Here is a 24,523-nt window from a genome sequence, read left to right as displayed (position 1 = left end):
GTGGGGAGGTTCCGGGTACGGCCAAAGTCGCGGGTGAAAACCCATTCTATCCGCCACGCGCAGGCCGCGGAGGGGTATCATGTGTAACCGAGGCTATGCCAATGTCCAAGACCGCCGTTGCCCACTGCAGAATCCATCATTCGGCCTCGTCGCAGGTCGATTGCAGCCATTGCGCCGCGCATGAGCTGGCGGTGTGTTCGGTCTTGAACCCGGCCGAAACCGCCGAGCTGGGCAGCCACGCCAACCGCATCGACATCCCCGCCAATGGCGTGCTGGCCCGCACCGGGCAGCCTTGCCGACAGGCCTACAGCGTCACCTCCGGCATGCTGCGGCTGGTGCGCTCGCTGCCCGACGGCCGCCGCCAGATCGCCGAATTCCTGCACGTGGGCGATTTCGTCGGCCTCAGCGAAGCGCCGGTGTATCGCTACAACATCGAGGCGGTAACCCACACCCGGGTCTGCGCCTTTGACCGCGACGACCTCCGCCGCATGCGCGAGCGTTTCCCGCAACTGGAATACAAGCTGCTGGAGCGCGCCTGCCGCGGACTGGACTCGGCCCACGACGCCATGCTGCTGCTGGCGCGGCTGGCGCCGCTGGAGCGGCTGGCCAGCTTTCTGGTGATGTTCCAGGAGCGCGCCCGCGACGGCAATCGCGGGCTGCCGCCGAATCCGCTGGTGCTGCCGATGAGTCGCAGCGACATTGCCGACTATCTGGGACTGACGGTGGAAACGGTCAGCCGCAGCTTCACCCGCCTGCGCGAACAGGGCGTGATCGCCCTGCCCGACCCGCAGATCATCGAAATCCTCGACCACGCCGCCCTGATCAAGCTGGCCCACGCGGTCGACTGATCCGGAATCGCATGGCCGCGACGGTCAGGCGTCGCGGCGCAGGCGGCCGTCTTCCAGTACCCAGGTTTCGTGCACCGTGCCCGGCGGCAGTTCGCCATGGGTGATCATCAGCAGGCTGCGCTCCTCGCCCAGGCATTGCGGCAGGTCGCGCAGCAGCGCCTGCGCGGTGTCGTGGTCCAGCCCTTCGGTCGGTTCGTCCAGCAGCACCAGCGGCGCATCGCGCAGCAGGGCGCGGGCCAGCGCCAGCCGCCGCGCCTGGCCGCCGGACAGGGTGGCGCCGTTCTCGCCGATCCAGGTCTGCAGGCCGTCGTTGGCCTCGGCCCAGTCGCGCATCCGCACCTGTTCCAGCATCTTCCACAATGAAGCGTCTTCGGCCTGTGGCGCGCCGAACACCAGGTTTTCGCGAAGGCTGCCGGCGAACAGCGGCGCGTTCTGCGGCAACCAGGCAATCCGTGCGTGCCAGTCGGCCTGCGCGAACCGGCGCAGGTCGATGCCGGCCCAGGCGACTTCGCCAGCCAAAGGATCGACGCTGCGCAGCACCAGCGCCGACAGCGTGGACTTGCCGGCGCCGCTGTCGCCGCGAATGGCGATCCGTCGCCCCGGCGCCACGGCCAGATCGATGCCCTGCAACACCTCGCGGCCGGCGTCGCTCCAGGCGAAGCGCACGCCGCGCAGGGACAGTTCGCCGCGCGCCGGCACCGGCTGCGGTTGCGGCGGATCGACCACCGTGGGCGCTTGCGCGGCGATGGCGTCGATTCGCCGCATCGACACCTGCCCGGCCTGCAGCGCCTGCCATGCCAGTCCGGCGCCAGCCCAGAGCTCAATGGCGCCCAGGGTCATGAAGAACACCGCCGCCGCCTGCGCCGCCGGCAGACCGGCCTCGGCCACACCGAAGCAGACCCAGGCCAGCATGCCCAGCAGCCCGATCGCCGACACCAGCGCATGCAAGCCGTTGCCGCCGATCAGCCGTTGCCGGCGGGCGGTTTCGCGTTCGCCCAGCGCGGTGCTGGCGCGGCCGACCGCATCCAGCCAGGCCGGGGTGGCCCCCAGCGCGGCCAGATCGGACGCGCCTTCGCAGGCCTCCTGCACCTGTGCGCGCAGGGTATTGCGGGCCGCGGCACGCGCTTCCTCGTCGGCCTGCCGGCCGTGCGCCACTCGCCACGGCACGCCGACGCCGACCGTGAGCGCCAACGCCGCCAGCCACAGTCCGGCCGGCAGGTAGATCGCCAGCGCCACCGCGACCGCGGCCACCCCCAGCGCCATCTGCGCGAACAGCGGCCCCAGCGCCCGCACCAGCAAGCCATCGACCTCGCCGATGTCGCCCAGCAACCGCGCCATCAGGTCGCCGGTGCGCAGCCGTCCCAGCTGCGCCGGGGTCAGCCGCAACGCACGCTGGAAGAACCACACCCGCAGGTCGCGGGCGATCCGCAACATCGCCGAATGCCCCACCACCTTCTCGCCGTAACGCGACAGGATCCGCGACAGGGTCAGGCCGCGGATGCCGGCCGACGGCGAGAAGAAATTGAAGCTGCCGGCCACTCCGAAGGTCAGCGCGGCGGCAGTCAGGAAGCCGCCCGACACCCCCAGCAATGCCACGCCGGCCAGCATTGTCGCCAGCAGCAACGCCACCGCCAGCACGATGGCACGCCAGTGGCGGCCGATGACCGCCGCGGTATTGCGCGCCGCCGCGCTCATGCCGCACCACCTTCGCCGTGGCCTTGCGGCAGCCACAGCACGCTTCCGGCCCAGGCCTGCACTGCCGGGCTGTGGGTGGCCACGATCACGGTGCGCCCTTCGGCGTGCCGGTGCAGCGCCTGCAGCAGATCGGCTTCGGTCTGCGGATCAAGGAAGGCGGTCGGCTCGTCCAGCAGCAGCAGGTCGGCATCGCGCAACAGCGCCCGCGCCAGCCCGACCCGTCGCGCCTCGCCACCGGACAGGCCGAAACCGCGTTCGCCGATCAACGTGTCCAGCCCGTCCGGCAGATGGCTGGCGAACCGCCACACCTGCGCCGCCTCGGCCGCGGCGCGGACCGCGGCGTCGCTGGCCTGCGGCGCGCCCAGGCGGATGTTGTCGGCGATGCTGCCCTGGAACAGCCACGGCCGCTGCCCGGCCAGGGCGATCCGCGCACCCGGCGCCACATCGATGCGCCCCTGTTCCGGCGGCAGCCAACCGGCGATCGCCTCCAGCAGGGTGCTCTTGCCGCCGCCGCTGGCGCCCGCCAACGCCAGCCGCCCGCCGGCGGGCACGGCGAAGGACAGCGCTTCCAGCACCGACTGCCGCGCGCCGGCATGGCGCAGCGTCAGCGCTTCGACCTGCACCGCCGTCGCCGCGCGAGCCGTCGGCGTCGGCTGCGGCAACGGCGCGGGTTCCGGCAAGGTGCCCAGCGCCTGCTCGATCTCGCCCGCCGCCGCCAGCGCATTGGCGCGGTCGTGGTAATGCGCGGCCATCCGCCGCAGCGGCGCGTAGAACTCCGGCGCCAGCAGCAGGCAGAACAGGCCGGCGAACAGCGAATGCGCGCCCGGACCGATCGGCGCGATCATGCCGAGGAAGCTGAAACCGAAATACACCGCGATCAGCGCCACGCTGACCGAGGCGAAGAACTCGAGCACCGCCGAGGACAGGAAGGCGATCCGCAATACCTGCATGCTGCGGTCGCGCACGTCGTCGGCCGCCGCGACCACCCCGGCCAGCTCGCTTTCGCCACGGCCATAGACGCGGATCAGGTCCAGCCCGCGCAGGCGGTCGGCGAAATGCGCGCCGGCCCGCGCCAGCGCCAGCAACTGCCGGCGCCCGGCCGCTTCCGCGCCCCAGCCGACCAGCATCATGAACACCGGCACCAGCGGCGCGGTCAGCAACAGCACCAGCCCGGCCACCCAGTCCACCGCGAACACCGCCAGCAGGATCGGCAACGGCACCCACACCGCCTCGGTCCGCGCCGGCAGGAAGCCGGTGTAGTGGCCCTCGGTGGCATCGACATGGGCGACCGACAGTTCGGCCAGCGCGCCGCTGCGCTGTCCGCGCAGCCACAACGGTCCGCGCGCCAGCACCGCCGCGGCCAGCCGCGTGCGCAGGCCGGACTTCAGCGCTTCGGCCACCGTCGCCGCCAGCCGCTGCGCGGCATGGCCCAGGGCCGTGCGCAACAGCAGCACCGCGGCCAGCGCCGCGAACGCCGGCCACAGCCCGCGTGGCGATGCATGGTCGATGAATACCGACGCGGCGATATGCGCAATCAATCCCGCCTGCGCGATCAGCAGCCAGCCCGACAGCACCGTGCAGGCCAGCGAGCGCCGGAAACGGCCGGCGAACGGCGCCAGCTGCGCCTGCAACCAGGCCGCACGACGCTTGCGCGCCCGCGCCGGGTCTTCCACCGCTTGCGGATTCATTGCGCTAGGATGGCTCCATCGAATGCGGTGCGAAGGAAAAGGTTCGCAACTGCAGGACGGCCGGATGGCCGCAGGGACGGCGACTTCCAGGTTGATCCTGATCAATACATCGCTGCCTGAACAGGCATACGATACTCGCCATTACCCAAAGCCGGAAGCCAACGCCATGGTCGATTCCACCATTGTCGAACTGTCGCGACTGCAGTTCGCCATGACAGCGATGTACCACTTCCTGTTCGTCCCGCTCACGCTGGGCCTGTCGTTCATGCTGGCCATCATGGAAAGCATCTACGTCATGACCGGTCGCGACGTGTGGCGACGCATGACCCTGTTCTGGGGCACCCTGTTCGGCATCAACTTTGCCATGGGCGTGGCCACCGGCATCGTGATGGAGTTCCAGTTCGGCATGAACTGGTCCTACTACAGCCACTACGTCGGCGACATCTTCGGCGCACCGCTGGCCATCGAGGGCCTGATGGCGTTCTTCCTGGAAGCGACCTTCATCGGCCTGTTCTTCTTCGGCTGGAACAAGCTGAGCAAGGTCCAGCACCTGACCGTGACCTGGCTGACCGCGCTGGGCGCCAACTTCTCCGCGTTGTGGATCCTGGTCGCCAACGGCTGGATGCAGAACCCGGTCGGCGCGGTGTTCAACCCCGACACCATGCGCATGGAGATCACCGACTTCCTGGAAGTGATCTTCAACCCGGTCGCGCAGGCCAAGTTCGTGCACACGGTCAGCGCCGGCTACGTCACCGGCGCCATGTTCGTGATGTCGATCAGCGCGCTGTACCTGCTGCGCGGCAAGCACCGCGACTTCGCCAAGCGCTCGATGGCGGTGGCCGCCAGCTTCGGCCTGGCCTCGGCGCTGAGCGTGGTGGTGCTGGGCGACGAAAGCGGCTACGCCGCCACCGAGCACCAGAAAATGAAGCTGGCCGCGATCGAAGCCATGTGGCATACGGAAGAGGCCCCGGCCGACTTCACCCTGTTCGGCATCCCCGACCAGGAGACCCAGAGCAACAAGCTCGAGGTCAAGATTCCCTACGCGATGGGCCTGATCGCCACCCGCTCGATCGACGGCGAGATCCCCGGCATCCTGGAACTGGTCGACCACGCCCAGCACCGCATCCGCAGCGGCCAGGTCGCCTACGCCGCGCTGCGCCGGATCCAGGCCGACCGCAACGACACCGAAGCGCGCGACGTGTTCGACCGCCACTGGCGCGACCTCGGCCACGGCCTGCTGCTCAAGCGCTACCGCGAGGACATCGGCAATGCCACCCCCGAAGAAGTCGCGCAGGCGGCGCTGGACACCGTGCCCCGTGTGGCCCCGCTGTTCTGGAGCTTCCGGGTCATGGTCGGGCTGGGCTTCTACTTCATCGCCTTCTTCGCCATCGCCTTCTGGCTGGTGACCGTCGGCAAGGCGGACAAGAAGCGCTGGTTCCTGAAGATGGCGCTGTGGAGCCTGCCGCTGCCGTGGCTGGCCGCGGAGCTGGGCTGGTTCGTGGCCGAGTTCGGCCGCCAGCCGTGGGCGGTGGAAGGCGTGCTGCCGACCTTCTACGCCGCTTCCGGGCTGGCGCTGAAGGACATCGCCCTGACCCTGGCCGGCTTCGTCCTGATCTACACCACGCTGTTCATCATCGAGGTGAAGCTGCTGGCCAAGACCGTCCGCAAGGGCCCGCACGACGAGCCCTTGTCGCTGGATTCCTCCGCCCCGGCCGCCGCGGCCGCCATCACGCAGTAGTCCGGACCGGACCTAGGAGACCCTCATGGATTTCATTCCTCTCGATTACGCCACCCTCAAGGTGATCTGGTGGCTGCTGCTGGGCGTGCTGCTGATCGGCTTCGCGGTGATGGACGGCTTCGACCTGGGCGTCGGCGCCCTGCTGCCGTTCGTCGCCCGCACCGACAGCGAGCGCCGGATCGTCACCAACACCATCGGCCCGGTCTGGGAAGGCAACCAGGTGTGGCTGATCCTGGGCGGCGGCGCCATCTTCGCCGCCTTCCCGCCGCTGTACGCGGTCAGCTTCTCCGGCTTCTACCTGGCCATGTTCGTGATCCTGTTCGCGCTGATCCTGCGCCCGGTCGGCTTCAAGTTCCGCAGCAAGATGCCCGGCGCCGGCTGGCGCAGCATGTGGGACTGGGGCCTGTTCGTCGGCGGCGCGGTCCCGGCGCTGATCTTCGGCGTGGCGGTCGGCAACGTGCTGCTGGGGGTGCCGTTCCACTTCGACAGCAACCTGCGCACCATCTACACCGGCGGCTTCTTCGGCCTGCTGACCCCGTTCGCCCTGCTGGCCGGGCTGGTCAGCGTGGCGATGCTGGTGGCGCACGGCGCCGGCATGCTGGTGATGAAGACCGAAGGCGCGGTCGCCGAACGCGCGGCCAAGTACGGCAGCGTGGCCGCGGTGCTGACCGCGGTGCTGTTCGCCCTGGCCGGGGTCTGGATTGCCGCCGGCATCACCGGCTACCGGGTGGATTCGGTGATCGACCCCAACGCCCCGGCCAACCCGCTGACCAAGACCGTGGTCACCGGCGCCGGCCTGTGGTTCAAGAGCTACGCCGACATGCCGCTGACCGCGCTGGCGCCCATCGCCGGCATCCTCGGCGCGCTGGTGTCGGCCGTATGCCTGCGCCGGCGCAAGGGCGGGCTGGCCTTCCTTGGCAGTTCGCTGAGCATCACCGGCATCATCCTGACCGTGGGCTTTGCCATCTTCCCGTTCATGCTGCCCTCCTCCAGCGTGCCCAATGCCGGCCTGACGCTGTGGGATGCTTCCAGCAGCCACCTGACCCTGTGGGTCATGCTGCTGGCCACGGTGATCTTCCTGCCGCTGATCCTGGGCTACACCACCTGGGTGTACCGGGTGCTGCGCGGCAAGGTCACCGAGAACGACCTGGAAGAAAACCCCAACGCCTACTGACCTTCGGACGAGGACAAACTCATGTGGTATTTCTCCTGGATTCTCGGCGTCGGCCTGGCCGCCACCTTCGCCATCCTCAACGGCATGTGGTTCGAGATGCGCGACGACGAGGACAAGAAGGCCGGCAAGTCCTGACCCGGACCGGCAAGGGGCGCCCCACGCGCCCCTTGCCCCGCCCCGCCCGCGCCCCTTAAAATGCGCGGCTCACCCAAGTCGGGGTGTAGCTCAGTCTGGTAGAGCGCTACGTTCGGGACGTAGAGGTCGCAGGTTCGAATCCTGTCTCCCCGACCAATCCAATCAATGGGTTACGACCAAGCCGCCGCAAGGCGGTTTTTTCGTGGCCGCGACATGCCGCGGTGCACGGCAACCGCCGGCACATGCAGGGCGAACCGTCCTGAAGCGCCATGCGCCGAATGCTCCATCGCCGGGCACCCTGTCACCCTGCGGCGACCCGCTTCCAGCCACCGAAGGCAGGCCATCCGCTGCGCGGATGCCGCCTGCGACCGGATGGATTTGGACAAAATTTGTCCAACGGCGGAGATAATTTGTCCGCGGGCGGGGAAAAAAGCTCGGCCGGCTGGCTTATTTGCTCCGTGCGCGGGCCTATTTGCTCGGTGGACGGACCTATTTGCTCGGCCAGCGGGCCTATTTGCTCGGCTGGCGAGCCTTTTTCCTCGGCAGACGAGCCTATTTGCTCGGCGGACGGAGCTTTTTGCTCGGCCGACGGGCTTCCGAGGGCCGAGCGCGGGGAAATTCGGCCCGCCGGCCGGGCAAATAAGCCGGCGCGCGGGCCTCGGAAGCGGGCGCACGGACAAATTCGGGCGGAAGGCCGCCTGTCGAGGCCGGCGGGCCGGCATGTTTTCCCGGAACGCCGAGCGGAAAGCTCCGCAAGCCGGGGGAGGCGGGCTTGAGCCCGCCCTACGACTCTGCGCAGGTGCCACCCTACGGATTAGGCCTTACAAGCTTCTACCGCAGCCAACCAGCAAGAACCAAGACAAAGCAGGTCAAAACCGCGAAATCTGCGCTGAGGCTCCACCATTGCAGTGCAGTTCCCAGCTTGGTGCGATGCGCTTGGCATCGCTGAAACAAATGCAGGGGAACCGCCAAAGTGAGCCAGGGCACCGACACTTGATGTTTTATAAGTTGCATAACAACACCAAGCTGGCAAATGACTGCATAGGCAAGCAGCACGAAGAACAGAATCCACAAATTCATCTGCTCTCCTTAACCATGTGGCCTAACGCCTGAATCAAGTCGACACGCGGAGCAGGTTCGGCTTGAATGAATTGTTAGGTGCGCTTGCCATGAACGTGATGCTGCCAGTCTATGCTTGGCCCGGCAACCTTGAACGCACCAAGATCTATCCAGAACGACTGCAAGAACCCACTGCTTTGGAAATCGCCGAAGGCCGCCAAGAGCCGACCAAAAATCTCAGCATTCGTGAGGCCGCGGCATGATACTTGGAACAGCTTGCCACGAGGCTCGAACTCCCGGCGGACTAGAACGCGAGAAGGGCGTTGCCGAATGAAACAGTATTCCGCGCGTATGGCATCAGGCCGAGACTCAAGCCAAATGAAACCGACAGTCTCATTGAAGTAGAACCAACGCCAGCCAGCATTGCCGCCCAACCTGTCAGGACTGCGGTAGTAGATTGGTACGTCAAGAATCCTTGAGAACAATCTGCGCACCTAAACGCCTGAGTTAAGCCGGCCCGCGAGCGGTACCAGCGACACTTGATGATAGCCGATCCGCCGAGACCGCGAAGCGGGCTCGGCTTGAACGAATTGTTAGGCGCATTGGACGTGAAGAAACTACTTTGTCGTCTTACTCAACAATCGCTTGTTTAGATACGTTTGAATCGCTGGATCTTCGTTTGCATGATCGAGTCTTCCACTATCAATTGCATTGGAAAGATTCATGCACATTGTTCTTCTCTGACTGATCTCAGGAAGGGCTTTCAGCTGATCAACGAGAATTGAAGACGCAAGCTCAATCTGTTTAGGCATTGTGGATTCTATAAAGACATGCCATGCATCAACCTGCTTTTCACGTACTGCAGTCTGATGCATCTCCTCAAGTAGAATTGGTGCGAGCGCTAAGTATGAAGCATTTCGTTTCTTCCATGCATTAGTTGTATCAACGGCCTTCTGGTCATCAATGGCTCCCTCATTTGCACAATAGGACATGACCTTGTCCACAAGTGGTGCTTTTGTATGAAGGGACATCATTGCTGCGCCAAATACTTCACCCTCATTGTCATAAGTGAACACCTGCGCATTGGCAATGCCTGAGAAAGTTAGAAAAAAAGCGAACAAAAGCCTGTGATTCACGAGAACTCCTGATTGAATGCGCCTAACGCCATTTAGACCGCCGAATAGCGGCACAAAGATGTATATAACATCTGTAGACAACAATTCCAGCATCCCCTCTTGGCGCATCCCGCATCGCCTCGCCTGCAAGGCTACTTCCTGACGCCCCCCCGTCAGACTTTTCCTACACTACGATCCGCTTCCGTCCGACAGACCGGGCGGGCGCGGGGGCGCATGCTGCCGGCATGGACCGATCGACGCTCAAGCTGGAACCGTCGTATGGCGGCTGGCAACTATTCGACAACGGCAAGCCGGTGCTGTGGTTTCCCGAGCGCGCCAAGGCCGAGGAAATCGCCACGCTGATGGCCGATGCTCGACACCTGACCCAGGGCCTGCCGACCGCCGTGGTCCGGAAGGACGACAACGGCCAGCTGCGCAAGGTCGCCGCCTTCGGCTGATTCCGCGACACGGATCGCATAGGGCCGCATAGGTTGGGGTGAACGGAGTGAACCCCAACAGGCCCGCATTGATGGATCAGGGTGTTGGGGTTCGCAAGCTCACCCCAACCTATTCCGGCTATTCCGGTTTTCCCGGTCCCGGCACTGCCTGGGCGAGCCGCTCAGGGAATGTTGCGGGTCTGCCCTGCCCCGCGCACCACGTAGCGCTCGATGGTCAGCGCATAGGTTGGGGTGAACGGAGTGAACCCCAACAGGCCCGCATTGATGGGTCAGGATGTTGGGGTTCGCATGCTCACCCCAACCTATTCCGGCTATTCCGGTACCGGCGCTGCCCGGACGAGTCCGCTCAGGGAATGTTGCGGGTCTGCCCTGCCCCGCGCACCACGTAGCGCTCGATGGTCAGCGCTTCCAGCCCCATCGGACCGTAGGCATGCAGGCGGGTGGTCGAGATGCCGATCTCCGCGCCCAGCCCCAGTTCGCCGCCGTCGGAAAAGCGCGAGGACGCGTTGACCATCACCACCGCCGAACGCAACGCGTCGATGAAGCGCTGCGCATGCGCTTCGTCGCGGGTGACGATGACCTCGGTGTGCTCGGAGCCGTAGCGCAGGATGTGGGCGATGGCCTGGTCCAGCGAATCGACCACGCGCACGGCCAGGATCAGGTCCAGGTATTCGGCCGCGTAGTCGTCCTCGCTGGCTGGCCCGGCCATCGGCAGCAGCGCGCAGGCGCGTGCGTCGCCGCGCAGTTCGACCCCGCGTGCGGCCAGCGCCTCGCCGGCGCGCGGCAGGAAGGCTTCTGCAATGTCGGCGTGCACCAGCAGGGTTTCCAGCGAATTGCAGGCGCTTGGCCGCGCCGCTTTGCCGTCCACCGCCAGCCGCACGGCCAGTTCGATATCGGCACCGGCATCAACGTACTGGTGGCAGACACCCTTGTAGTGCTTGATGACCGGCACCCGCGCGTGTTCGGCGACGAACCGGATCAGGCCTTCGCCGCCGCGCGGAATTGCCAGGTCGACGATGTCGTTGAGCTGGATCAGTTCGAGGATGGTTTCGCGGCGCAGGTCCTCGACCAGGGTCAGCGCGGCAGGGTCGATGCCGGCCGCTGCCATCGCCCGCTTCAGTGCGGCGGCAATGGCGCGGTTGGAATGGATCGCCTCGCTGCCGCCGCGCAGGATCACCCCGTTGCCGGCCTTCAGGCACAGCGCCGCGGCGTCGGCGGTGACGTTGGGGCGTGCCTCGTAGATCATCGCGATGACTCCCAGCGGGGTACGCACGCGCTCGACCTTGATGCCGTTGGGGCGGGTTTCGCTGCGGGTCACCTGGCCGACCGGATCGGGCAGCGCGGCGACCTCGCGCAGCGCCGCGGCAATCGCCTGCACCCGCGCTTCGTCCAGCCGCAGCCGGTCCAGCATCGCTTCGCCGATGCCCTTTTCCGCAGCCGCCGCCATGTCCTGCGTATTGGCGTCGAGGATGCCCGGCAGGTCGTCCAGCAAGGCCTGCGCCATCGCCCGCAGCATCGCGTTCTTGGCGTCGGTCTCCAATTGGGCGACACCGCGCGCGGCATCGCGGCAGGCCAGTGCCAGGGTCTTGATGTCGCTCATGCGCGGGCTCCGTTGTTCACAGCAGCACCAGGTCGTCGCGGTGGATGATGTTGCCGCCGTAGTTGTAGCCCAGCACCGATTCGATGTCGCGCGAGTGGCGGCGGGCGATCTGGCGAATGTCGAGCGCCGAATACTGGACTACGCCGCGGGCGACGCGGCGGCTGGCATCGCCGTCGCGGACCACCACCTCGACCATGTCGCCGCGGCGGAAGTCGCCTTCGGCGGTCAGCACCCCGCCCGGCAGCAGCGAGGCGCCCTTCTCGCCCAGCGCTTTCGCCGCGCCGGCATCGACGACGACCGCACCGGCTTCCACCGGCGCATGCCGCAACCAGGCCTTGCGCGCCGCCAGCCGGTTCAGCGCCGGCGGGAACCGGGTGCCGGTCAGCCTCCCCTGCGCCAGCGCCTGCACGGTGGCCGCGGCGGTGCCGTTGAACAGGAAAGTCTCGATGCCGGAAGCCGAGGCCTTGGCCGCCGCGTCCAGCTTGGTACGCATGCCGCCGGTGCCGGCCGCGCTGCCGGCATCGCCGGCCATGGCGAAGATCTCCGGCGTCAGCGCCGGCACCTGTTCGATCGGCCGCGCGTCGGGGTGCAGGCGCGGGTTGGCCGAATACAGGCCGTCGATGTCGCTGGCGATGAACAACGCATCGGCATCGACCAGGGTGGCGACGATGGCGGCCAGGTTGTCGTTGTCGCCCAGCTTCAGTTCGTCCACCGACACGGTGTCGTTCTCGTTGACCACCGGCAGCGCGCCCAGCGCCAGCAGTTCGCGCAGGGTCGCGCGCGCGTTGAGGTAGCGGCGGCGGTTGCGCAGGTCGTCGTGGGTCAGCAGCACCTGCGCGACCGGGCGTTCGAAGAAACGCTGCCACAGACCGATCAGCTGCGCCTGGCCGAGCGCGGCCAGCGCCTGCCGTTCGGCCATCGCCGTGCCGGCCTCGGCGCCGCGATGGATGATGGCGCGGCCGGCGGCGACCGCGCCGGAGGACACCACCACCACTTCGCGCCCCGCCTGCACGCTGGCGGAAACGAACTGCGCCAGGCCGAGGGCAAAGCGCGGGGTCAGCCCGCCGCCATCGGCCGCCAGCAGGCTGCTGCCGACCTTGAGCACGGCGCGGCGCCAGTTCGGCAGCGCCTGTTCGCCGAAGCGTGCCGGCACACGGGCCGATGCGGGGCTCATGCTGCCGCCAACGCCTGCCACCGGTGGCGCAGCTCGTCCAGCCGCAGATCGGCGGCCGCGCCGGGCGAAACGCGCGCAGCCAGGCTGCCTTCCGGCGTGCGCCCGTCGCCGGCGCTGCCGGCGGACGCGGCGGCGGCCTGATAGGCCTCGCGGAACGGCACCCCGGCGACCGCGGCTTCCACCGCCACGTCGGTGGCGTACATGCCCGAATCGATTGCCGCGCGCAGCTTGTCCTCGCGCCATTCCAGGTTGGCCAGCAACGCCGGCAGCAGCTCCAGCGCGGCCAAGCCGCGGCCGAAGCCGTGGAAGATCGCGCCCTTGCTGGCCTGCAGGTCGCGCTGGTAGCCGGACGGCAGCGACAGCAGCTGTTCGATCTCGGTGCGTGCGGCGGCCACGCTGGCATGGGTGGCACGCATCAGCTCGACCACGTCGGGGTTGCGCTTGTTCGGCATGATCGAACTGCCGGTGGTGTACTGCGCCGGCAGCGCGACGAAGCCGAACTCGGCACTGGTGTACAGCGACAGGTCCCAGGCGATGCGGCGCAGGTCCAGGGTGGCGCTGCCGAGCGCTTCCAGCGCGGCCAGTTCGAATTTGCCGCGCGAGAGTTGCGCGTAGACCGGCGACAGCTGCATGCGGGAAAAGCCGAGCGCAGTCGTGGTGTGCTCGCGGTCCAGCTTCAGGTTGACCCCGTAGCCGGCGGCGGTGCCGAGCGGATTGCAGTCCACCAGCGCCAGGGTGTCGGCCGCGCGTTGCGCATCGTCGATGAAGGCTTCGGCCCAGCCGCCCCACCACATGCCGGCCGAGGACACCACCGCGCGCTGGATGTGGGTGTAGCCGGGAATCGGCAGTGTCTTCTCCGCTTCGGCGCGCTCCAGCGCCACCCCGGCAATCTCGCGCGACAGCTCTGCCAGCCGCGCCAGCTTTTCCTTCAGCCACAGCCGCGTGGCGACCAGCACCTGGTCGTTGCGGCTGCGCCCGGTGTGGATGCGGCGGCCGGCATCGCCGAGCCGTTCGGTCAGCCGCGCCTCGATCGCCGAGTGGCCATCCTCGAAACGCTCGTCCAGCACGAACTCACCGTTGCGGAAATCTTCGGCCAGCGCGGTCAGCTCGCGCTCGATCCCGACCAGTTCGTCGGCCGAGAGGATGCCGATGTGCTGCAGCCCCTGTGCATGCGCGCGGCTGGCGGCAATGTCGTGCAGGAAGAATTCGCGGTCCAGCACCACATCGTCGCCGGCCAGGAAGCGCTGGATCTGCGCATCGACCGCCACGCCCGGCTTTTGCCACAACAGGTTGCTCATGCCGCGTCCTCCCGGAAATCCTGCAGCGGAATCGAGGCCAGTTCGTCGAAGCCGAAGGCCAGGTTGAGGTTCTGCATCGCTTGGGTAGCCGCGCCCTTGAGCAGGTTGTCCAGCGTGGCCACCACCACCACCCGCTTGCCGCCGGGCGCCACGCTGAAGCCACCGATCTCCACCCCGTGGCGGCCGGCGATGCGGCTGACCCACGGCGCCTCGTCGATCACCCGGATCAGCGGTTCGCCGGCGTAACGTTGCCGGTACAGCGAGCGAATCTCTTCGACCTTGGCCGGCTGCTGCAGCCACAGGTTGACCGTCATGGTGATGCCGCGGAAATGCGGCGCCACGTGCGGCATGAATTCGACCGGCACGCCCAGCTGGCGGCTGACCTCGCGCTCGTGCAGGTGATCGACCAGCGCGTACGGCATCAGGTTGTCGCGCAGCAGCTCGACATTGTTCTTGTCCGATGGCGTGGTGCCGGCGCCGGAATAGCCAGACACGCCGAAACACTGCGGCGGCCCGGCCAGCCGGTCCAGCAGCGGCGCGATCGCCAGCTGCATCGCGGTGGCGTAGCAGCCGGGGTTGCTGATGCGCTTCTGCCCCGCATAGCGGTCGCGGGTCAGTTCCGGCAGGCCGTAGTACCAACTGTCGTCGAAACGGTAATCGGCCGACAGATCAACGACGACGGTCTGCGGCGCCTGCGCGTCGATCGCGGCGACCAGCTCGGCCGCCTTGCCGTTCGGCAGCGCCAGCACCACCGCATCGGCGCCCTTGCCGCCGACCTGCTCGTGGCCGAGGTTCTCGTAGCGCAGCTCTCCGGAGAACTCGGGAATATGGTCGGACACCTTCTGTCCGTCCAGCTCGCGCGAGGAGACGAAGGCCAGCTGCAGCTGTGGGTGGCGGTCCACCAACCGGATCAGTTCCGCGCCGGTATGCCCGCGGGCACCGACGATGCCGACGGTCCTGCTATCCATTCGCCTGCTCCTGGTGTGCTTGCAGTTTGTCCTGCAGGTTCCGTTTCACCTGCGACCACTCACTGTCGATGATCGAAAACGCCACCGTGTCGCGCGGACTGCCGTCGGCGTGGCGCTTGTGATTGCGCAGGATGCCGTCCTGCTTCGCCCCCAGCCGGGCGATGGCCGCGCGCGAGCGCGTGTTGTGCGAACTGGTCTCGAAGCCGACGCTGATGCAGCCCATCGCCTCGAAGGCATGCGCGAGCAGCAACAGCTTGGCCTCGGTGTTCAACCCGCTGCGCTGCACCCGCGGCGTGTACCAGGTGTAGCCGATCAGCAGCTTCGGCACCGGCGCGTCCAACCCGTAGTAGCGCGTGCTGCCCACGACGACACCGTCCGCGTCGCGCACCGCGAACGGCAGCGCCTGCGCATCCGCCTGCATCCGCAGCGCCGACTCCACGTAGGCCGCCACGCCGTCGCGCTCCGGCAGGTGGGTGAACCACAGGTCGTCCAGCGCCGCATCGTCGCGCGCGGCCGCCAGGCCATCGACGTGTTCCATCGACAGCGGCTCAAGATGCACGTGCCGCCCGTCCAGGATCGGCGCGTGTTGCCAGGCTGGCGGCAGCGCGGAAGCGGCCATCGTCAGTCCTGCAGCGTCGCCGGCCGCATGCGGCAATGCGCCACGCAACGTTCGATGTCGGCGAAGGACTCGATGCCGTACCAGAACACCTTCCACTTCTCCTGCTTGTAGCAGCCGTCGGATTCGGCGTAGTAGAAAATGTTGACCGGGTTGCCGTGGCGCGAGCGCCAGAACATCTTCGGATTTTCCTCCTGCGCCACGTGCCAGACCGCGCGCCCCAAGCCCTCGCCCTGCGCTTCGTCGAGCACGGCGAACTTGTCCAGATAGGCGAAGCCTTCCTCGCGGGTCAGGATCATCGCCGCGCGGTAGGTCTCGCTGACGTAGATCCGGAACGGCGTGGTGCGCTCGAAATAATCGGGCAGCAGGGTGCGGCGGAAGCTGTTCTCGATCAGCTCCTTCATCCGCGCCCGGTCCACGCCTTCCCACGATTCGAAGCGCAGTACGCGCTCGCCGCGCCGGACCAGGGTGCCCGAACCCTTGTGGGTGAATAGTTCCTTGGCCAGTTCGGAAGGCCGGGTGATCGACACCGACGAGGTCAGCGGCAGCGCATCCAGCAGTTCCTTGATCTGCTCGATCTTCACCCGCATGCCGCCGTTGATCCACGGCTGCGCCATCAGCTCGTCGTATTCGGTGGTCAGGTTGATCGAATCGATCAGCCTGCCGTCGGCGTCGAGCAGGCCGCCGGTGCCGGTCAGGAACACGATCTTGTACGGCTGCAGGGTCTTGACCAGTTCGTTGGCCGCCCAGTCGGCGTTGACGTTGAGGAACTGCCCGCCGACGGTGACGCCGAGACTGGCGATGACCGGAATCGCGCCGAGCCGGATCGCCGCATCGATGCCGGCGGTCTCGACCCGACTGACCCGGCCGACCAATCCATAGGTGTCCAGACCGAGGAACTCCGCCTCGAACACCCCGGTGGTCATCGAGGTCGCATGCACGCCCTGCCGGTGCAGTTCGTCGACCAGGCGCATGTTCTCGCGCGTCATCACCTTGCGTACCACCGCCAGTGCGGAATTGCTGGTCACGCGCAGTCCGTCGATGACCTGCTTTTCGATCCCGGCCGCGACCAGTTCCTCGTCCAGCTGCGGGCCGGCGCCGTGGACGACGATCGGGGTCAGCCCGACCTGCTGCAGGAACGCCAGCGAGGACACCAGCGCTTCCATGTCGTCACGCAGCACCGCGCCGCCGACCTTGACCACGGCGAAGCGCTTGGCATCGACCTCGGAAAACCGCCGCAGGTACTGGTCGATCTCCTTGGCGCTGCCCATGTTGGAGAGCAGCTTGACGATGGTCTGGCGGGTTTGCTTATGCGTCTGCATGGCCGATGATCCGGGCGACATGTTCGGTGTAGTTCTGGAGTTGTTGCAGGGACACCCATTCGTCGGCGGTATGCGCCTGGGCGATGTCGCCGGGGCCGAACACCATGGCGGTGTAGCCGGCGGCGGAGAACAGCGAGGCCTCGGTCCAGAAATCGACCGCGTTGCCGACCGGCAGGCCCAGCGCATCGGCAACATCGCGCGCAGCCAGCCGGCGCTCCTCGGCGCGGGCAACATCGCCCGACGGCAGCGAAGGACCACGGAAGGTTTCGGCGAATTCGGCCGCCGCCGGTTCTGCGAGGCCGGCGAACGTGTCCAGCAGGCCATCGATGTCCATCGACGGCAACGGACGGAAGTTGAAACGCAGCTCGGCGTCCGGGGCGATCACGTTGGCCTTGATTCCGCCCTCGACGCGGCCGATATTGAAGCGCAGTCCGGTCAGCCCGCCGAAACGTTCGTGCGCCAGCGACTGCACGTGCTGCAGCGCGCGCGAGCCCCAGCCGATGGCCTGGTGCAGCGCGCTGGCCGACGGATCCAGCGCCGCCGACGCGTGCCCGGCCTTGCCCTTGAAACGCATCAGCACCGAACTGATGCCGCGATGGGCCAGCACTGCCTGCCCCATCGTCGGCTCGGCCACGATCACCGCGTCGTAAGGAATGCCGCGGGCGAGGAACGCGGCGACACCGCGCGGATCGTTGGCTTCCTCGTCCGAGGTGAACAGGAATGCCGCGTCGCCCTGCACGCGCTGCGCGGCCGTCACCAGCGCCGCCGCCGCACCCTTGATGTCGCACACGCCAAGGCCGACCACGCGATCGTCCAGCCGGCGCATGCGGTGCGGGTCGGCGCTCCACGCCGGCGAATCCGGCACCGTATCCAGGTGCACGTTGAACAGGTACTTCGGCGTGCCGCGCACCGCGTACAGGCTGACCGCACCGGCGCCGTGGTCGTTCACCTCGACCTGGAAATCCGGCAACTGCGCGCGCAGGTAGCCGAAGATGCTCCCTTCGGCGGCGATCCTGCGCGGCGGATTGCGGGTGTCGAACGACACCAGCGCTTCGAGATGGCTCAGTACGTGTTCAAGCATGGCAGTCGGGTCCGTGAACGGGTACGCAGGCGGAAAGAAACGGCGGGTTCCCGTTCCTGATTGGCGCGTGGTCCGTGCTCAGCGATTGATCTCCGCCCATAGCGTGCTGCTCATGCCGAACAGCTTGATGAAGCCTTCGGCCTCTTCCACGCCCCAGTCCGCCGACTGCGCATAGGTCGCGCCCTTGGCGTTGAGCAGGTGCGGCGACTCCACCGCCACCGCATCGACGCGGCCGCCCGGCGAACGCAGGGTGACGGTGCCGTTGACGGTGGCCTGCGAAGACTGCAGGAACGCTTCCAGATCGGTCTTCAGCGGATCGTGGTAGAAGCCTTCGTAGACCAGTTCCACCCACTTGCGCGCCACCTCCGGCTTGAAACGGTTCTGCTGCTTGCTCAGCACTGCTTCTTCCAGCGCGCGGTGCGCGGCCAGCAGCGCGATCAGGCCCGGCGCCTCGTAGACGATGCGTCCCTTCAGCCCGATCACGGTATCGCCGGTGTACATGCCGCGACCGACGCCGTATGGCGCGAACAGCTTGTTCAAGCGGGCCAGGATCTGCTCGCCCGGCAACGGCTTGCCGTCCAGTTCGACCGCCTCACCGGCTTCGAACTTCAGGGTGACGATCAATGGCTCCTCCGGCCATGCACCCCGCGGCGCGCACCAGCCGCGCGCGCCCTCGCCCGGCGCTTCCCACTTGTCGATCTCGCCGCCGGACATGGTCACGCCCAGCAGGTTCTCGTTGATGGTGTAGGCCTTCTGCTTGGCGCGAACGCCAAAGCCGCGCTCCTCCAGGTACTTCTGCTCGTAGGCACGGGTCTGGGTGTGTTCCTTCTGGATCTCGCGGATCGGCGCCACGATCCGGTAGTCGCCGCTGGCCTTGACCGCCAGGTCGAAGCGCACCTGGTCGTTGCCCATGCCGGTGCAGCCGTGGGCGATGGCGTTGGTGCCCAGTTCGGCGGCACGCTTCAGCGCGGCATCGACGATCAGATAACGGTCGGACACCAGCAGCGGGTATTGCCCCTGGTAGCCCTCGCCGGCCCAGACGAACGGCTTGACGAAGCCCTGCCAGATCGCGGGGCCACCATCGACGGTGAGATGGCTGGCGGCACCCAGCTCTGCCGCGCGCTGCTCGATGAAGGCGCGCTCCTCGGCATCCACGCCGCCGGTATCGGCGAACACGGTATGCACGGCCCAACCTTTCTCCTGCAGGTAGGGAATGCAGAAGCTGGTATCGAGTCCGCCGGAGAAGGCGAGGACGATGTCGCGGGAGTCGTTGGGGGTGGTCATGGTGAATGTTTCCGTGGGGTGTAGTCGGGAACGAGTGAAGAGGAACGAGAAACGAGTGGGAGCAAGGGCTGCGATTTTTACTCGTTCCTCGTTCCTCGGCACTCGTTCCTAGATCAAAGCGGCCATCACCGCCTTCTGCACGTGCAGGCGGTTCTCGGCTTCGTCGATGGCGATGCAGTTGGGCGAATCCATCACCGCATCGCTGGCCTTGACGTTGCGGCGCAGCGGCAGGCAATGACTAAACACGCCATTGTTGGTCAGCGCCATCTTCCGCTCATCCACCATGAAATGCTTGTACTGGTCGCGGATCGGCTTCTCGGGTTCCCAGTTGCCGAAGAACGGCAGCGCGCCCCAGCTCTTGGCGTAGACCACGTCGGCGCCGGCGTAGGCGCTGTCGGTGTCGTGGCTGATGGTCAGCGAACCACCGCTCTCGGCCACGTTCTGCTCGGCCCAGCCCATGTAGCGCTCGTCGAGAATGTAATCCGGGGTCGGGCACAGTAAGGTCACATCCATGCCCAGCCGGGTGGCGATGGTCAGCGCCGAGTTGGCCACCGCGGTGTTCAGCGGCTTGGGGTGATAGGTCCAGGTCAGCACGTATTTCTTGCCGCGCAAATCGCTGGTGCCGAAGTGTTCCTGCAGGGCCAGCGCATGCGCCAGCTCCTGGCAGGGGTGGGTGATGGTCTCCATGTTGATCACCGGCACCGGCGAATACTTCGCGAACGACTTCAGCACGATGTCCTGGCGGTCGTAGGCCCAGTCGACGAACTTAGGAAATGCGCGCACGCCGATCATGTCCACGTAGCGGCCCAGCACCTTCGCGACTTCGGCGATGTGCTCCTCGGTATCGCCGTCCATCACCGTGCCCAGGTCGAACTCGATCGGCCACGCGTCCTTGCCCGGCTGCAGGACGATGGCATGGCCACCCAGCTGGAACGCACCCAGTTCGAAACTGGTGCGGGTACGCATGGAAGGATTGAAGAACACCAGGGCGATCGACTTGCCCTTCAGCTCGCTGCCGATCCGGTTCCGCTTGAACAGCGCGGCCTGGGTCAGCAAGGCGTCAAGGTCGCCGCGCGACCAGTCCTGGGTGTTGAGAAAATGCTTCATGGACCTGCTTCCTTCCGGTGGGGCGGTCGTGGCCGGCAACTGCCGGATGCGACCGGGAACTCTTGCGGTTGAAACCTTTTTCCTGCGGCACAAACGAAAAAACCCAGCTCAGGCTGGGTTTCCGATCGGACAACACGAGTCTCCGGATTACCCAGCGTTACGGGCGGTTTCCGGTCGGCGCGCGCGCGAGGTCATCCCGGAGGCCATCCGAGCGGCACTGGCGACATGCGAGTACAGGTGCTGTTCCATCAGCGAATGGTCGCACGGCGGCCGTGGCAGCGCAAGCAAGCCGGGCCGCGCGCCGGCTCAGGGGCTGGCGACCGCGTCTTCCTGCACGTGGCTGTTGTAGGGCACCACCGAGATGCGGATGCGCAGGCGCTTGCCCGGGTCCTCGGCCATCCGCGAGCGGTATTTCATGCCCTTGTACATGTAGTCCACGTCGTAGGCGATCGGACGCCGGAATTCACGGTCCACCGGCACCGCCCGGCAACGCGGTTCGGCTGCGGCAGGCGCCAGCGGCGCGGCCGCAGTCGGCTCGTCATTGCCGAAAATGCCCTTGACCGAGTTCCACATCCGGGCCATCCGGCCGGGTTCGGCCTGCGGCTTCTTGTCGGTCTCGTCCTGCTGCTCCGGTTCATCGCAGACCATTTCGGTGCGGCTGGCGCGCAAGGTCTGATAGACCGGCTCCACGTTCAGCACCTGGGCATAGTCCAGGCGCACGTTCTCGTTGGGGTTGGGCACCACCGAGGTTCCGGTTTCGCTGTCCTGCGGCGACGGCGCCTGCGCACGCGCCGGCATCGACGCGACACACGGCATCAGGCAGGCCAGCAGCAGGGGCAGGACGATCGGGCGCATGGGGGAACCGGCGGGAACCTGCCGACAGTGTAGGAACCCTGCCTTGAGAGGGGCTGAACCGGAGGTGCGGGACGGCGTCGGGTCGGCCGGCGGGCTAGAATTGCCGATCCGCTGCCGCACACCCCCACGATCCATGCCCCTGCGCCTGCACAACAACCTGACCCGGCGGGTCGAGCCCTTCGAGCCTCAGGACCCGGCCTGCCCGACCATGTACGTCTGCGGCCCGACGGTCTACAACTACGTGCACATCGGCAACGCCCGCGGCCCGGTGGTGTTCGGCGTACTGGCCGCCCTGCTGCGCCGCCGATACGGTGCGCTGCGCTACGCCCGCAACATCACCGACGTCGACGACAAGATCAACGCCGCCGCGCGCGAGCAGGGCGTGCCGATCAGCGCCATTACCGACCGTTTCGCCGAGGCCTACCGGCAGGACATGGCCGGGCTGGGCGTGACCGGCGAATTCGCCCCGGACCTGGAGCCGGCGGCCACCGCGCACATCCCGCAGATCGTCGCCATGATCCAGCGGCTGATCGATAGCGGCCATGCCTACACCGCCGAAGGCCATGTGCTGTTTTCGGTGGACAGCTTTCCCGATTACGGAAAACTGTCGGGCCGCGACCCGGAGGAAATGCTGGCCGGGGCCCGGGTCGAGGTGGCGCCGTACAAGCGCGACCCTGGCGATTTCGTGCTGTGGAAGCCCTCCGGCGCGGATTTGCCGGGCTGGGATTCGCCCTGGGGGCGCGGCCGTCCGGGCTGGCACATCGAATGCTCGGCGATGGCCGGCGCCCATCTGGGCGACACCATCGACATCCACGCCGGCGGCGTCGACCTGCAGTTCCCGCATCACGAAAACGAGATCGCACAAAGCGAGTGCGCCCACGGCGGTGCCACCTTCGCCCGTTTCTGGCTGCACAACGGCATGCTGAATTTCGGCGGCGCCAAGATGAGCAAGTCGCTGGGCAACATCGAGACGGTGCACGACCTGCTGGCAAAACACCCGCCCGAGGCCCTGCGCTATGCCCTGCTGTCGGCGCACTACCGGCAGCCGCTGGACTGGAACGACGCCCTGATCGAACAGTCGCTGCGCACCCTGGACCGGTTGTACGGCACCCTGCGCGACCTGGCCGACGTCGAGGTCGAGGTCGAATCCGTCATCCCGCAAGCTGTCGAGGACGCGCTGGACGACGACCTGAACACCCCGCAGGCACTGGCGGAGGTCGCGCGCATCGCCGCCGAGGCACGCAAGGCCGTCACTCCGGAAGAGCGTAGACGACTGAAAGCCGAACTGCTCGGCGCCGGCCGCGTGCTCGGTCTGCTGCAGCAGGATTGGATAATGTGGTTCCAAGGTGACAACCTTGGCTCCATTAATTTTGGCGTAGGCGAAACAACTTCTGCCCTCGATCTGCCTGCTCATCTACCCAACAATCAAATTGAGCGGTTGATCGAGGAGCGTACTGCTGCGAAAAAAGCGCGCGACTTCGCCCGCGCCGACGCCATCCGCGAGCAACTGGCTGGGGAAGGCATCCTGATCGAGGACACGCCGCAGGGCACAAGATGGAAGCGCGCGTGACCACATCCCCCTTCCCCATCGAATCCACCGCCGGCGATGCCCAGGCCGCCATCCGCGAGGAGTTCGCCTTCTTCGGCGACTGGTCCGAGCGCTACCAGTACCTGATCGACCTCGGTCGCAAGCTGCCGCCGTTCCCCGAAGCCTGGATGACTGAGGAGCACCGCCTGCACGGCTGCCAGTCGAAGGTCTGGATCGTGCCTTCGGGCAATGCCGAACGGCTGGACTTCGCCGCCGCCAGCGATTCGGCCATCGTCTCCGGGCTGATCTACCTGGCGCTGCGGGTGTATTCCGGGCGCAGTGCGCGCGAGATCGTCGACACCGAGCCGGGCTACATCGCCGACATCGGCCTGGCCAAGCACCTGTCGCCGACCCGCAGCAACGGCCTGGCCGCACTGCTGGAGTTCATCCGCAACACCGCCCGCCACGCCTCGGCATGAGCGAGCCGGACCCTGCTGCCGACGACCACGAGGGCCGCACCGCACCGTTGCGCAACCGCAACTTCCGCATGCTGCTGGGCTATCGCCTGCTCAGCATCCTGTCGTACCAGACGGTTGCCGTCACCGTCGGCTGGCACGTCTACGAACTGACCCGCGACCCGTGGATGCTGGGCCTGATCGGCCTGACCGAGGTGTTGCCGTACTTCTGCGTGGCCCCGTTCGCCGGCTATCTGGTCGACCACCTGCCACGGCGCAAGCTGGGCGCGGCGGCCTGCATCGGGCTGGCGATCACGCCGCTGCTGCTGATGTCGGTAGCGCTGCAATGGCCGTTTCGGAGCGGGATCGGCGCGATCTACACCGCCATCGCGCTGACCGGTTGCGTGCGCGCCTTCCTGGGGCCGGTCTATCACGCGCTGTTCGCCCGCGCCTTGCCGCGCCGGCAGTTCGTGGCCGGCGCCAGCCTGGGCAGCATCGCCTTCCAGATGGCGATGGTGGTCGGCCCGGCGCTGGGCGGCATGCTGATCGCGGTCGGTGGCAAACCGCTGGCCTACGGCGTGGCGACCAGTTTCGCGCTGATCGCGGTGGCCTTGCTGTCGCGGATGGGAGTGACCGAACCGGCGCCGGTGCTGCAGCGCACGCCGATCTTCGCCGGCATCGCCGAAGGCGCCCGTTTCGTGCTTGGCCACCAGGTCCTGCTGTCGGCGCTGGCGCTGGACATGTTCGCGGTGCTGTTCGGCGGGGCCATCTCGCTGGCCCCGGCCTTCATCCGCGACATCCTGCATGCCGGGCCGGAAGCGCTGGGCCTGCTGCGCGCCTCGCCCGCGCTGGGCGCGGTGCTGGTCGGCGTGTGGCTGGCGCGGCATCCGCTGCAGCGCGACGCCGGCCGCACCCTGCTGCTGGCGGTCGCCGGTTTCGGCCTGTGCATGATCGGCTTCGGCCTGTCGCGCTGGCTGTGGCTGTCGGCGCTGATCCTACTGCTGTCCGGCATCTGCGACGGCATTTCGATGGTGATCCGCTCGACCATCATGCAGTTGTCCACGCCGGACGAAATGCGCGGCCGGGTGTCGTCGATCAACGGCCTGTTCGTCGGCTCGTCCAACGAGATCGGCGCCTTCTACGCCGGCAGCATGGCCCGCCTGCTGGGCCTGGTCCCGGCAGTGGTGCTCGGCGGCTTCGCCACCCTGGGCGTGGTCGCGACCACTGCATGGAAGGCGCCGCGCCTGCGCCGGCTGGACCTGCGCGAGTTGCACTGAGGCGAGAGCGCCTGCCCGGCCGAGAAATCACGCCGCGGGAAAACGGAA

General features: G+C 67.1%; 23 protein-coding genes and 1 tRNA gene. 10 read left to right on the top strand and 14 right to left on the bottom strand.

The genetic code is table 11. The features are described 5' to 3' along the window. Positions 1 to 101: 101 nt before the first annotated feature. Positions 102 to 848 (top strand): Crp/Fnr family transcriptional regulator, encoded by a 747-nt coding sequence (locus tag CSC70_RS07365; protein ID WP_162456024.1) that lies wholly within the window; start codon positions 102 to 104, stop codon positions 846 to 848. A 24-nt stretch (positions 849 to 872) separates the two neighbouring features. On the opposite strand, the gene cydC is transcribed toward CSC70_RS07365, so the two are convergent. Continuing rightward, positions 873 to 2,543 (bottom strand): thiol reductant ABC exporter subunit CydC, encoded by a 1,671-nt coding sequence (gene cydC / locus CSC70_RS07360; protein ID WP_162456023.1) that lies wholly within the window; start codon positions 2,541 to 2,543, stop codon positions 873 to 875. After that, a complete protein-coding gene (gene cydD, locus CSC70_RS07355; RefSeq protein ID WP_162456022.1) occupies positions 2,540 to 4,231 on the bottom strand; it encodes a thiol reductant ABC exporter subunit CydD in 1,692 nt (563 codons plus the stop codon). Before cydD ends, cydC begins: the two co-directional genes overlap by 4 nt. 166 nt (positions 4,232 to 4,397) lie before the next feature. On the opposite strand from cydD, the gene CSC70_RS07350 reads away from it, so the two are divergent. The 4 genes from CSC70_RS07350 to CSC70_RS07335 all read left to right on the top strand — a co-directional run bounded on the left by CSC70_RS07350 (position 4,398) and on the right by CSC70_RS07335 (position 7,434). Beyond that, complete coding sequence (locus CSC70_RS07350; protein ID WP_162456021.1) at positions 4,398 to 5,969, top strand: cytochrome ubiquinol oxidase subunit I; 1,572 nt, start codon at positions 4,398 to 4,400, stop codon at positions 5,967 to 5,969. Between the two features lie 25 nt (positions 5,970 to 5,994). Then, positions 5,995 to 7,143 (top strand): cytochrome d ubiquinol oxidase subunit II, encoded by a 1,149-nt coding sequence (gene cydB, locus CSC70_RS07345; protein WP_162456020.1) that lies wholly within the window; start codon positions 5,995 to 5,997, stop codon positions 7,141 to 7,143. Positions 7,144 to 7,164: 21 nt separating this feature from the next. Next, positions 7,165 to 7,278, top strand: coding sequence for a cytochrome bd-I oxidase subunit CydX (cydX, locus tag CSC70_RS07340; protein WP_162456019.1), 114 nt, complete (start codon positions 7,165 to 7,167; stop codon positions 7,276 to 7,278). A gap of 79 nt (positions 7,279 to 7,357) precedes the next feature. Continuing rightward, a tRNA-Pro gene (locus CSC70_RS07335) sits at positions 7,358 to 7,434 on the top strand. A gap of 675 nt (positions 7,435 to 8,109) precedes the next feature. Here the strand turns inward: CSC70_RS07335 and CSC70_RS07330 are convergent. Beyond that, positions 8,110 to 8,358 (bottom strand): hypothetical protein, encoded by a 249-nt coding sequence (locus tag CSC70_RS07330; RefSeq protein ID WP_162456018.1) that lies wholly within the window; start codon positions 8,356 to 8,358, stop codon positions 8,110 to 8,112. Positions 8,359 to 8,447: 89 nt separating this feature from the next. On the opposite strand from CSC70_RS07330, the gene CSC70_RS07325 reads away from it, so the two are divergent. Further along, positions 8,448 to 8,600, top strand: a complete 153-nt coding sequence (locus CSC70_RS07325) for a hypothetical protein (protein WP_162456017.1) — start codon at positions 8,448 to 8,450, stop codon at positions 8,598 to 8,600. Positions 8,601 to 8,954: 354 nt separating this feature from the next. Here CSC70_RS07325 and CSC70_RS07320 read toward each other — a convergent pair whose 3' ends face one another. Then, positions 8,955 to 9,581 carry a hypothetical protein gene (locus tag CSC70_RS07320; protein WP_162456016.1) on the bottom strand — a complete coding sequence of 209 codons (627 nt, stop codon included), beginning with the start codon at positions 9,579 to 9,581 and terminating at the stop codon, positions 8,955 to 8,957. A 116-nt stretch (positions 9,582 to 9,697) separates the two neighbouring features. Here CSC70_RS07320 and CSC70_RS07315 point away from each other — a divergent pair, with 116 nt between their 5' ends. Next, on the top strand, positions 9,698 to 9,910 hold the full coding sequence (locus tag CSC70_RS07315; protein ID WP_162456015.1) for a hypothetical protein: 213 nt from the start codon (positions 9,698 to 9,700) through the stop codon (positions 9,908 to 9,910). 346 nt (positions 9,911 to 10,256) lie between these two features. On the opposite strand, the gene CSC70_RS07310 is transcribed toward CSC70_RS07315, so the two are convergent. The 10 genes from CSC70_RS07310 to CSC70_RS07265 form a co-directional block, all read right to left on the bottom strand. Then, positions 10,257 to 11,510, bottom strand: coding sequence for a glutamate-5-semialdehyde dehydrogenase (locus tag CSC70_RS07310; RefSeq protein ID WP_162456014.1), 1,254 nt, complete (start codon positions 11,508 to 11,510; stop codon positions 10,257 to 10,259). Between the two features lie 16 nt (positions 11,511 to 11,526). Continuing rightward, positions 11,527 to 12,684, bottom strand: a complete 1,158-nt coding sequence (proB, locus tag CSC70_RS07305; protein ID WP_162456013.1) for a glutamate 5-kinase — start codon at positions 12,682 to 12,684, stop codon at positions 11,527 to 11,529. After that, positions 12,681 to 13,982: an argininosuccinate lyase gene (gene argH / locus CSC70_RS07300; RefSeq protein WP_162456012.1), complete on the bottom strand. Its 1,302-nt coding sequence runs from the start codon at positions 13,980 to 13,982 to the stop codon at positions 12,681 to 12,683. The genes proB and argH overlap by 4 nt, the downstream gene beginning before the upstream one ends. Further along, positions 13,979 to 14,950 carry an N-acetyl-gamma-glutamyl-phosphate reductase gene (gene argC / locus CSC70_RS07295; RefSeq protein ID WP_162456011.1) on the bottom strand — a complete coding sequence of 324 codons (972 nt, stop codon included), beginning with the start codon at positions 14,948 to 14,950 and terminating at the stop codon, positions 13,979 to 13,981. The genes argH and argC overlap by 4 nt, the downstream gene beginning before the upstream one ends. Then, positions 14,943 to 15,569, bottom strand: a complete 627-nt coding sequence (locus CSC70_RS07290; protein WP_162456010.1) for a GNAT family N-acetyltransferase — start codon at positions 15,567 to 15,569, stop codon at positions 14,943 to 14,945. Before CSC70_RS07290 ends, argC begins: the two co-directional genes overlap by 8 nt. Before the next feature lie 2 nt (positions 15,570 to 15,571). Then, on the bottom strand, positions 15,572 to 16,909 hold the full coding sequence (locus CSC70_RS07285; RefSeq protein WP_211369446.1) for an acetylglutamate kinase: 1,338 nt from the start codon (positions 16,907 to 16,909) through the stop codon (positions 15,572 to 15,574). Continuing rightward, a complete protein-coding gene (locus CSC70_RS07280; RefSeq protein WP_162456008.1) occupies positions 16,875 to 17,969 on the bottom strand; it encodes an acetylornithine deacetylase in 1,095 nt (364 codons plus the stop codon). The genes CSC70_RS07285 and CSC70_RS07280 overlap by 35 nt, the downstream gene beginning before the upstream one ends. 78 nt (positions 17,970 to 18,047) lie before the next feature. Then, entirely contained in the window at positions 18,048 to 19,253 is a 1,206-nt protein-coding gene (locus tag CSC70_RS07275; RefSeq protein WP_162456007.1) for an argininosuccinate synthase, read from the bottom strand. 108 nt (positions 19,254 to 19,361) lie between these two features. Continuing rightward, positions 19,362 to 20,360, bottom strand: coding sequence for an N-acetylornithine carbamoyltransferase (locus CSC70_RS07270; RefSeq protein ID WP_162456006.1), 999 nt, complete (start codon positions 20,358 to 20,360; stop codon positions 19,362 to 19,364). Between the two features lie 306 nt (positions 20,361 to 20,666). Continuing rightward, positions 20,667 to 21,215 carry a hypothetical protein gene (locus CSC70_RS07265; protein ID WP_162456005.1) on the bottom strand — a complete coding sequence of 183 codons (549 nt, stop codon included), beginning with the start codon at positions 21,213 to 21,215 and terminating at the stop codon, positions 20,667 to 20,669. A 133-nt stretch (positions 21,216 to 21,348) separates the two neighbouring features. On the opposite strand from CSC70_RS07265, the gene cysS reads away from it, so the two are divergent. The 3 genes from cysS to CSC70_RS07250 are packed head-to-tail and all read left to right on the top strand — an operon-like array spanning position 21,349 to position 24,475. Next, positions 21,349 to 22,785 (top strand): cysteine--tRNA ligase, encoded by a 1,437-nt coding sequence (cysS, locus tag CSC70_RS07260; RefSeq protein ID WP_162456004.1) that lies wholly within the window; start codon positions 21,349 to 21,351, stop codon positions 22,783 to 22,785. Beyond that, positions 22,782 to 23,222, top strand: a complete 441-nt coding sequence (locus CSC70_RS07255; protein ID WP_162456003.1) for a SufE family protein — start codon at positions 22,782 to 22,784, stop codon at positions 23,220 to 23,222. Before cysS ends, CSC70_RS07255 begins: the two co-directional genes overlap by 4 nt. Further along, positions 23,219 to 24,475 carry an MFS transporter gene (locus CSC70_RS07250; protein ID WP_162456002.1) on the top strand — a complete coding sequence of 419 codons (1,257 nt, stop codon included), beginning with the start codon at positions 23,219 to 23,221 and terminating at the stop codon, positions 24,473 to 24,475. The genes CSC70_RS07255 and CSC70_RS07250 overlap by 4 nt, the downstream gene beginning before the upstream one ends. Positions 24,476 to 24,523 lie beyond the last annotated feature (48 nt).

The organism is Pseudoxanthomonas kalamensis DSM 18571 (genome assembly GCF_010211745.1).
GTDB classification, from domain to species: domain Bacteria; phylum Pseudomonadota; class Gammaproteobacteria; order Xanthomonadales; family Xanthomonadaceae; genus Pseudoxanthomonas_A; species Pseudoxanthomonas_A kalamensis.
Note: the sequence above shows the minus strand (reverse complement) of the source record. Positions and strands in the feature narration are given on the sequence as shown.

Bases quoted from the DNA above. Each gene is read 5' to 3' on its own strand.
- proB (WP_162456013.1), bottom strand. From the start codon at position 12,684: ATGAGCCCCGCATCGGCCCGTGTGCCGGCACGCTTCGGCGAACAGGCG.
- CSC70_RS07275 (WP_162456007.1), bottom strand. From the start codon at position 19,253: ATGACCACCCCCAACGACTCCCGCGACATCGTCCTCGCCTTCTCCGGC.
- cysS (WP_162456004.1), top strand. From the start codon at position 21,349: ATGCCCCTGCGCCTGCACAACAACCTGACCCGGCGGGTCGAGCCCTTC.
- CSC70_RS07350 (WP_162456021.1), top strand. From the start codon at position 4,398: ATGGTCGATTCCACCATTGTCGAACTGTCGCGACTGCAGTTCGCCATG.
- cydC (WP_162456023.1), bottom strand. From the start codon at position 2,543: ATGAGCGCGGCGGCGCGCAATACCGCGGCGGTCATCGGCCGCCACTGG.
- CSC70_RS07265 (WP_162456005.1), bottom strand. From the start codon at position 21,215: ATGCGCCCGATCGTCCTGCCCCTGCTGCTGGCCTGCCTGATGCCGTGT.
- CSC70_RS07250 (WP_162456002.1), top strand. From the start codon at position 23,219: ATGAGCGAGCCGGACCCTGCTGCCGACGACCACGAGGGCCGCACCGCA.
- CSC70_RS07270 (WP_162456006.1), bottom strand. From the start codon at position 20,360: ATGAAGCATTTTCTCAACACCCAGGACTGGTCGCGCGGCGACCTTGAC.
- argH (WP_162456012.1), bottom strand. From the start codon at position 13,982: ATGAGCAACCTGTTGTGGCAAAAGCCGGGCGTGGCGGTCGATGCGCAG.
- cydD (WP_162456022.1), bottom strand. From the start codon at position 4,231: ATGAATCCGCAAGCGGTGGAAGACCCGGCGCGGGCGCGCAAGCGTCGT.
- CSC70_RS07280 (WP_162456008.1), bottom strand. From the start codon at position 17,969: ATGCTTGAACACGTACTGAGCCATCTCGAAGCGCTGGTGTCGTTCGAC.
- CSC70_RS07320 (WP_162456016.1), bottom strand. From the start codon at position 9,581: ATGCGCCAAGAGGGGATGCTGGAATTGTTGTCTACAGATGTTATATAC.
- cydX (WP_162456019.1), top strand. From the start codon at position 7,165: ATGTGGTATTTCTCCTGGATTCTCGGCGTCGGCCTGGCCGCCACCTTC.
- CSC70_RS07325 (WP_162456017.1), top strand. From the start codon at position 8,448: ATGAACGTGATGCTGCCAGTCTATGCTTGGCCCGGCAACCTTGAACGC.
- CSC70_RS07285 (WP_211369446.1), bottom strand. From the start codon at position 16,909: ATGTCGCCCGGATCATCGGCCATGCAGACGCATAAGCAAACCCGCCAG.
- CSC70_RS07290 (WP_162456010.1), bottom strand. From the start codon at position 15,569: ATGGCCGCTTCCGCGCTGCCGCCAGCCTGGCAACACGCGCCGATCCTG.
- CSC70_RS07365 (WP_162456024.1), top strand. From the start codon at position 102: ATGTCCAAGACCGCCGTTGCCCACTGCAGAATCCATCATTCGGCCTCG.
- CSC70_RS07310 (WP_162456014.1), bottom strand. From the start codon at position 11,510: ATGAGCGACATCAAGACCCTGGCACTGGCCTGCCGCGATGCCGCGCGC.
- cydB (WP_162456020.1), top strand. From the start codon at position 5,995: ATGGATTTCATTCCTCTCGATTACGCCACCCTCAAGGTGATCTGGTGG.
- CSC70_RS07315 (WP_162456015.1), top strand. From the start codon at position 9,698: ATGGACCGATCGACGCTCAAGCTGGAACCGTCGTATGGCGGCTGGCAA.
- CSC70_RS07330 (WP_162456018.1), bottom strand. From the start codon at position 8,358: ATGAATTTGTGGATTCTGTTCTTCGTGCTGCTTGCCTATGCAGTCATT.
- argC (WP_162456011.1), bottom strand. From the start codon at position 14,950: ATGGATAGCAGGACCGTCGGCATCGTCGGTGCCCGCGGGCATACCGGC.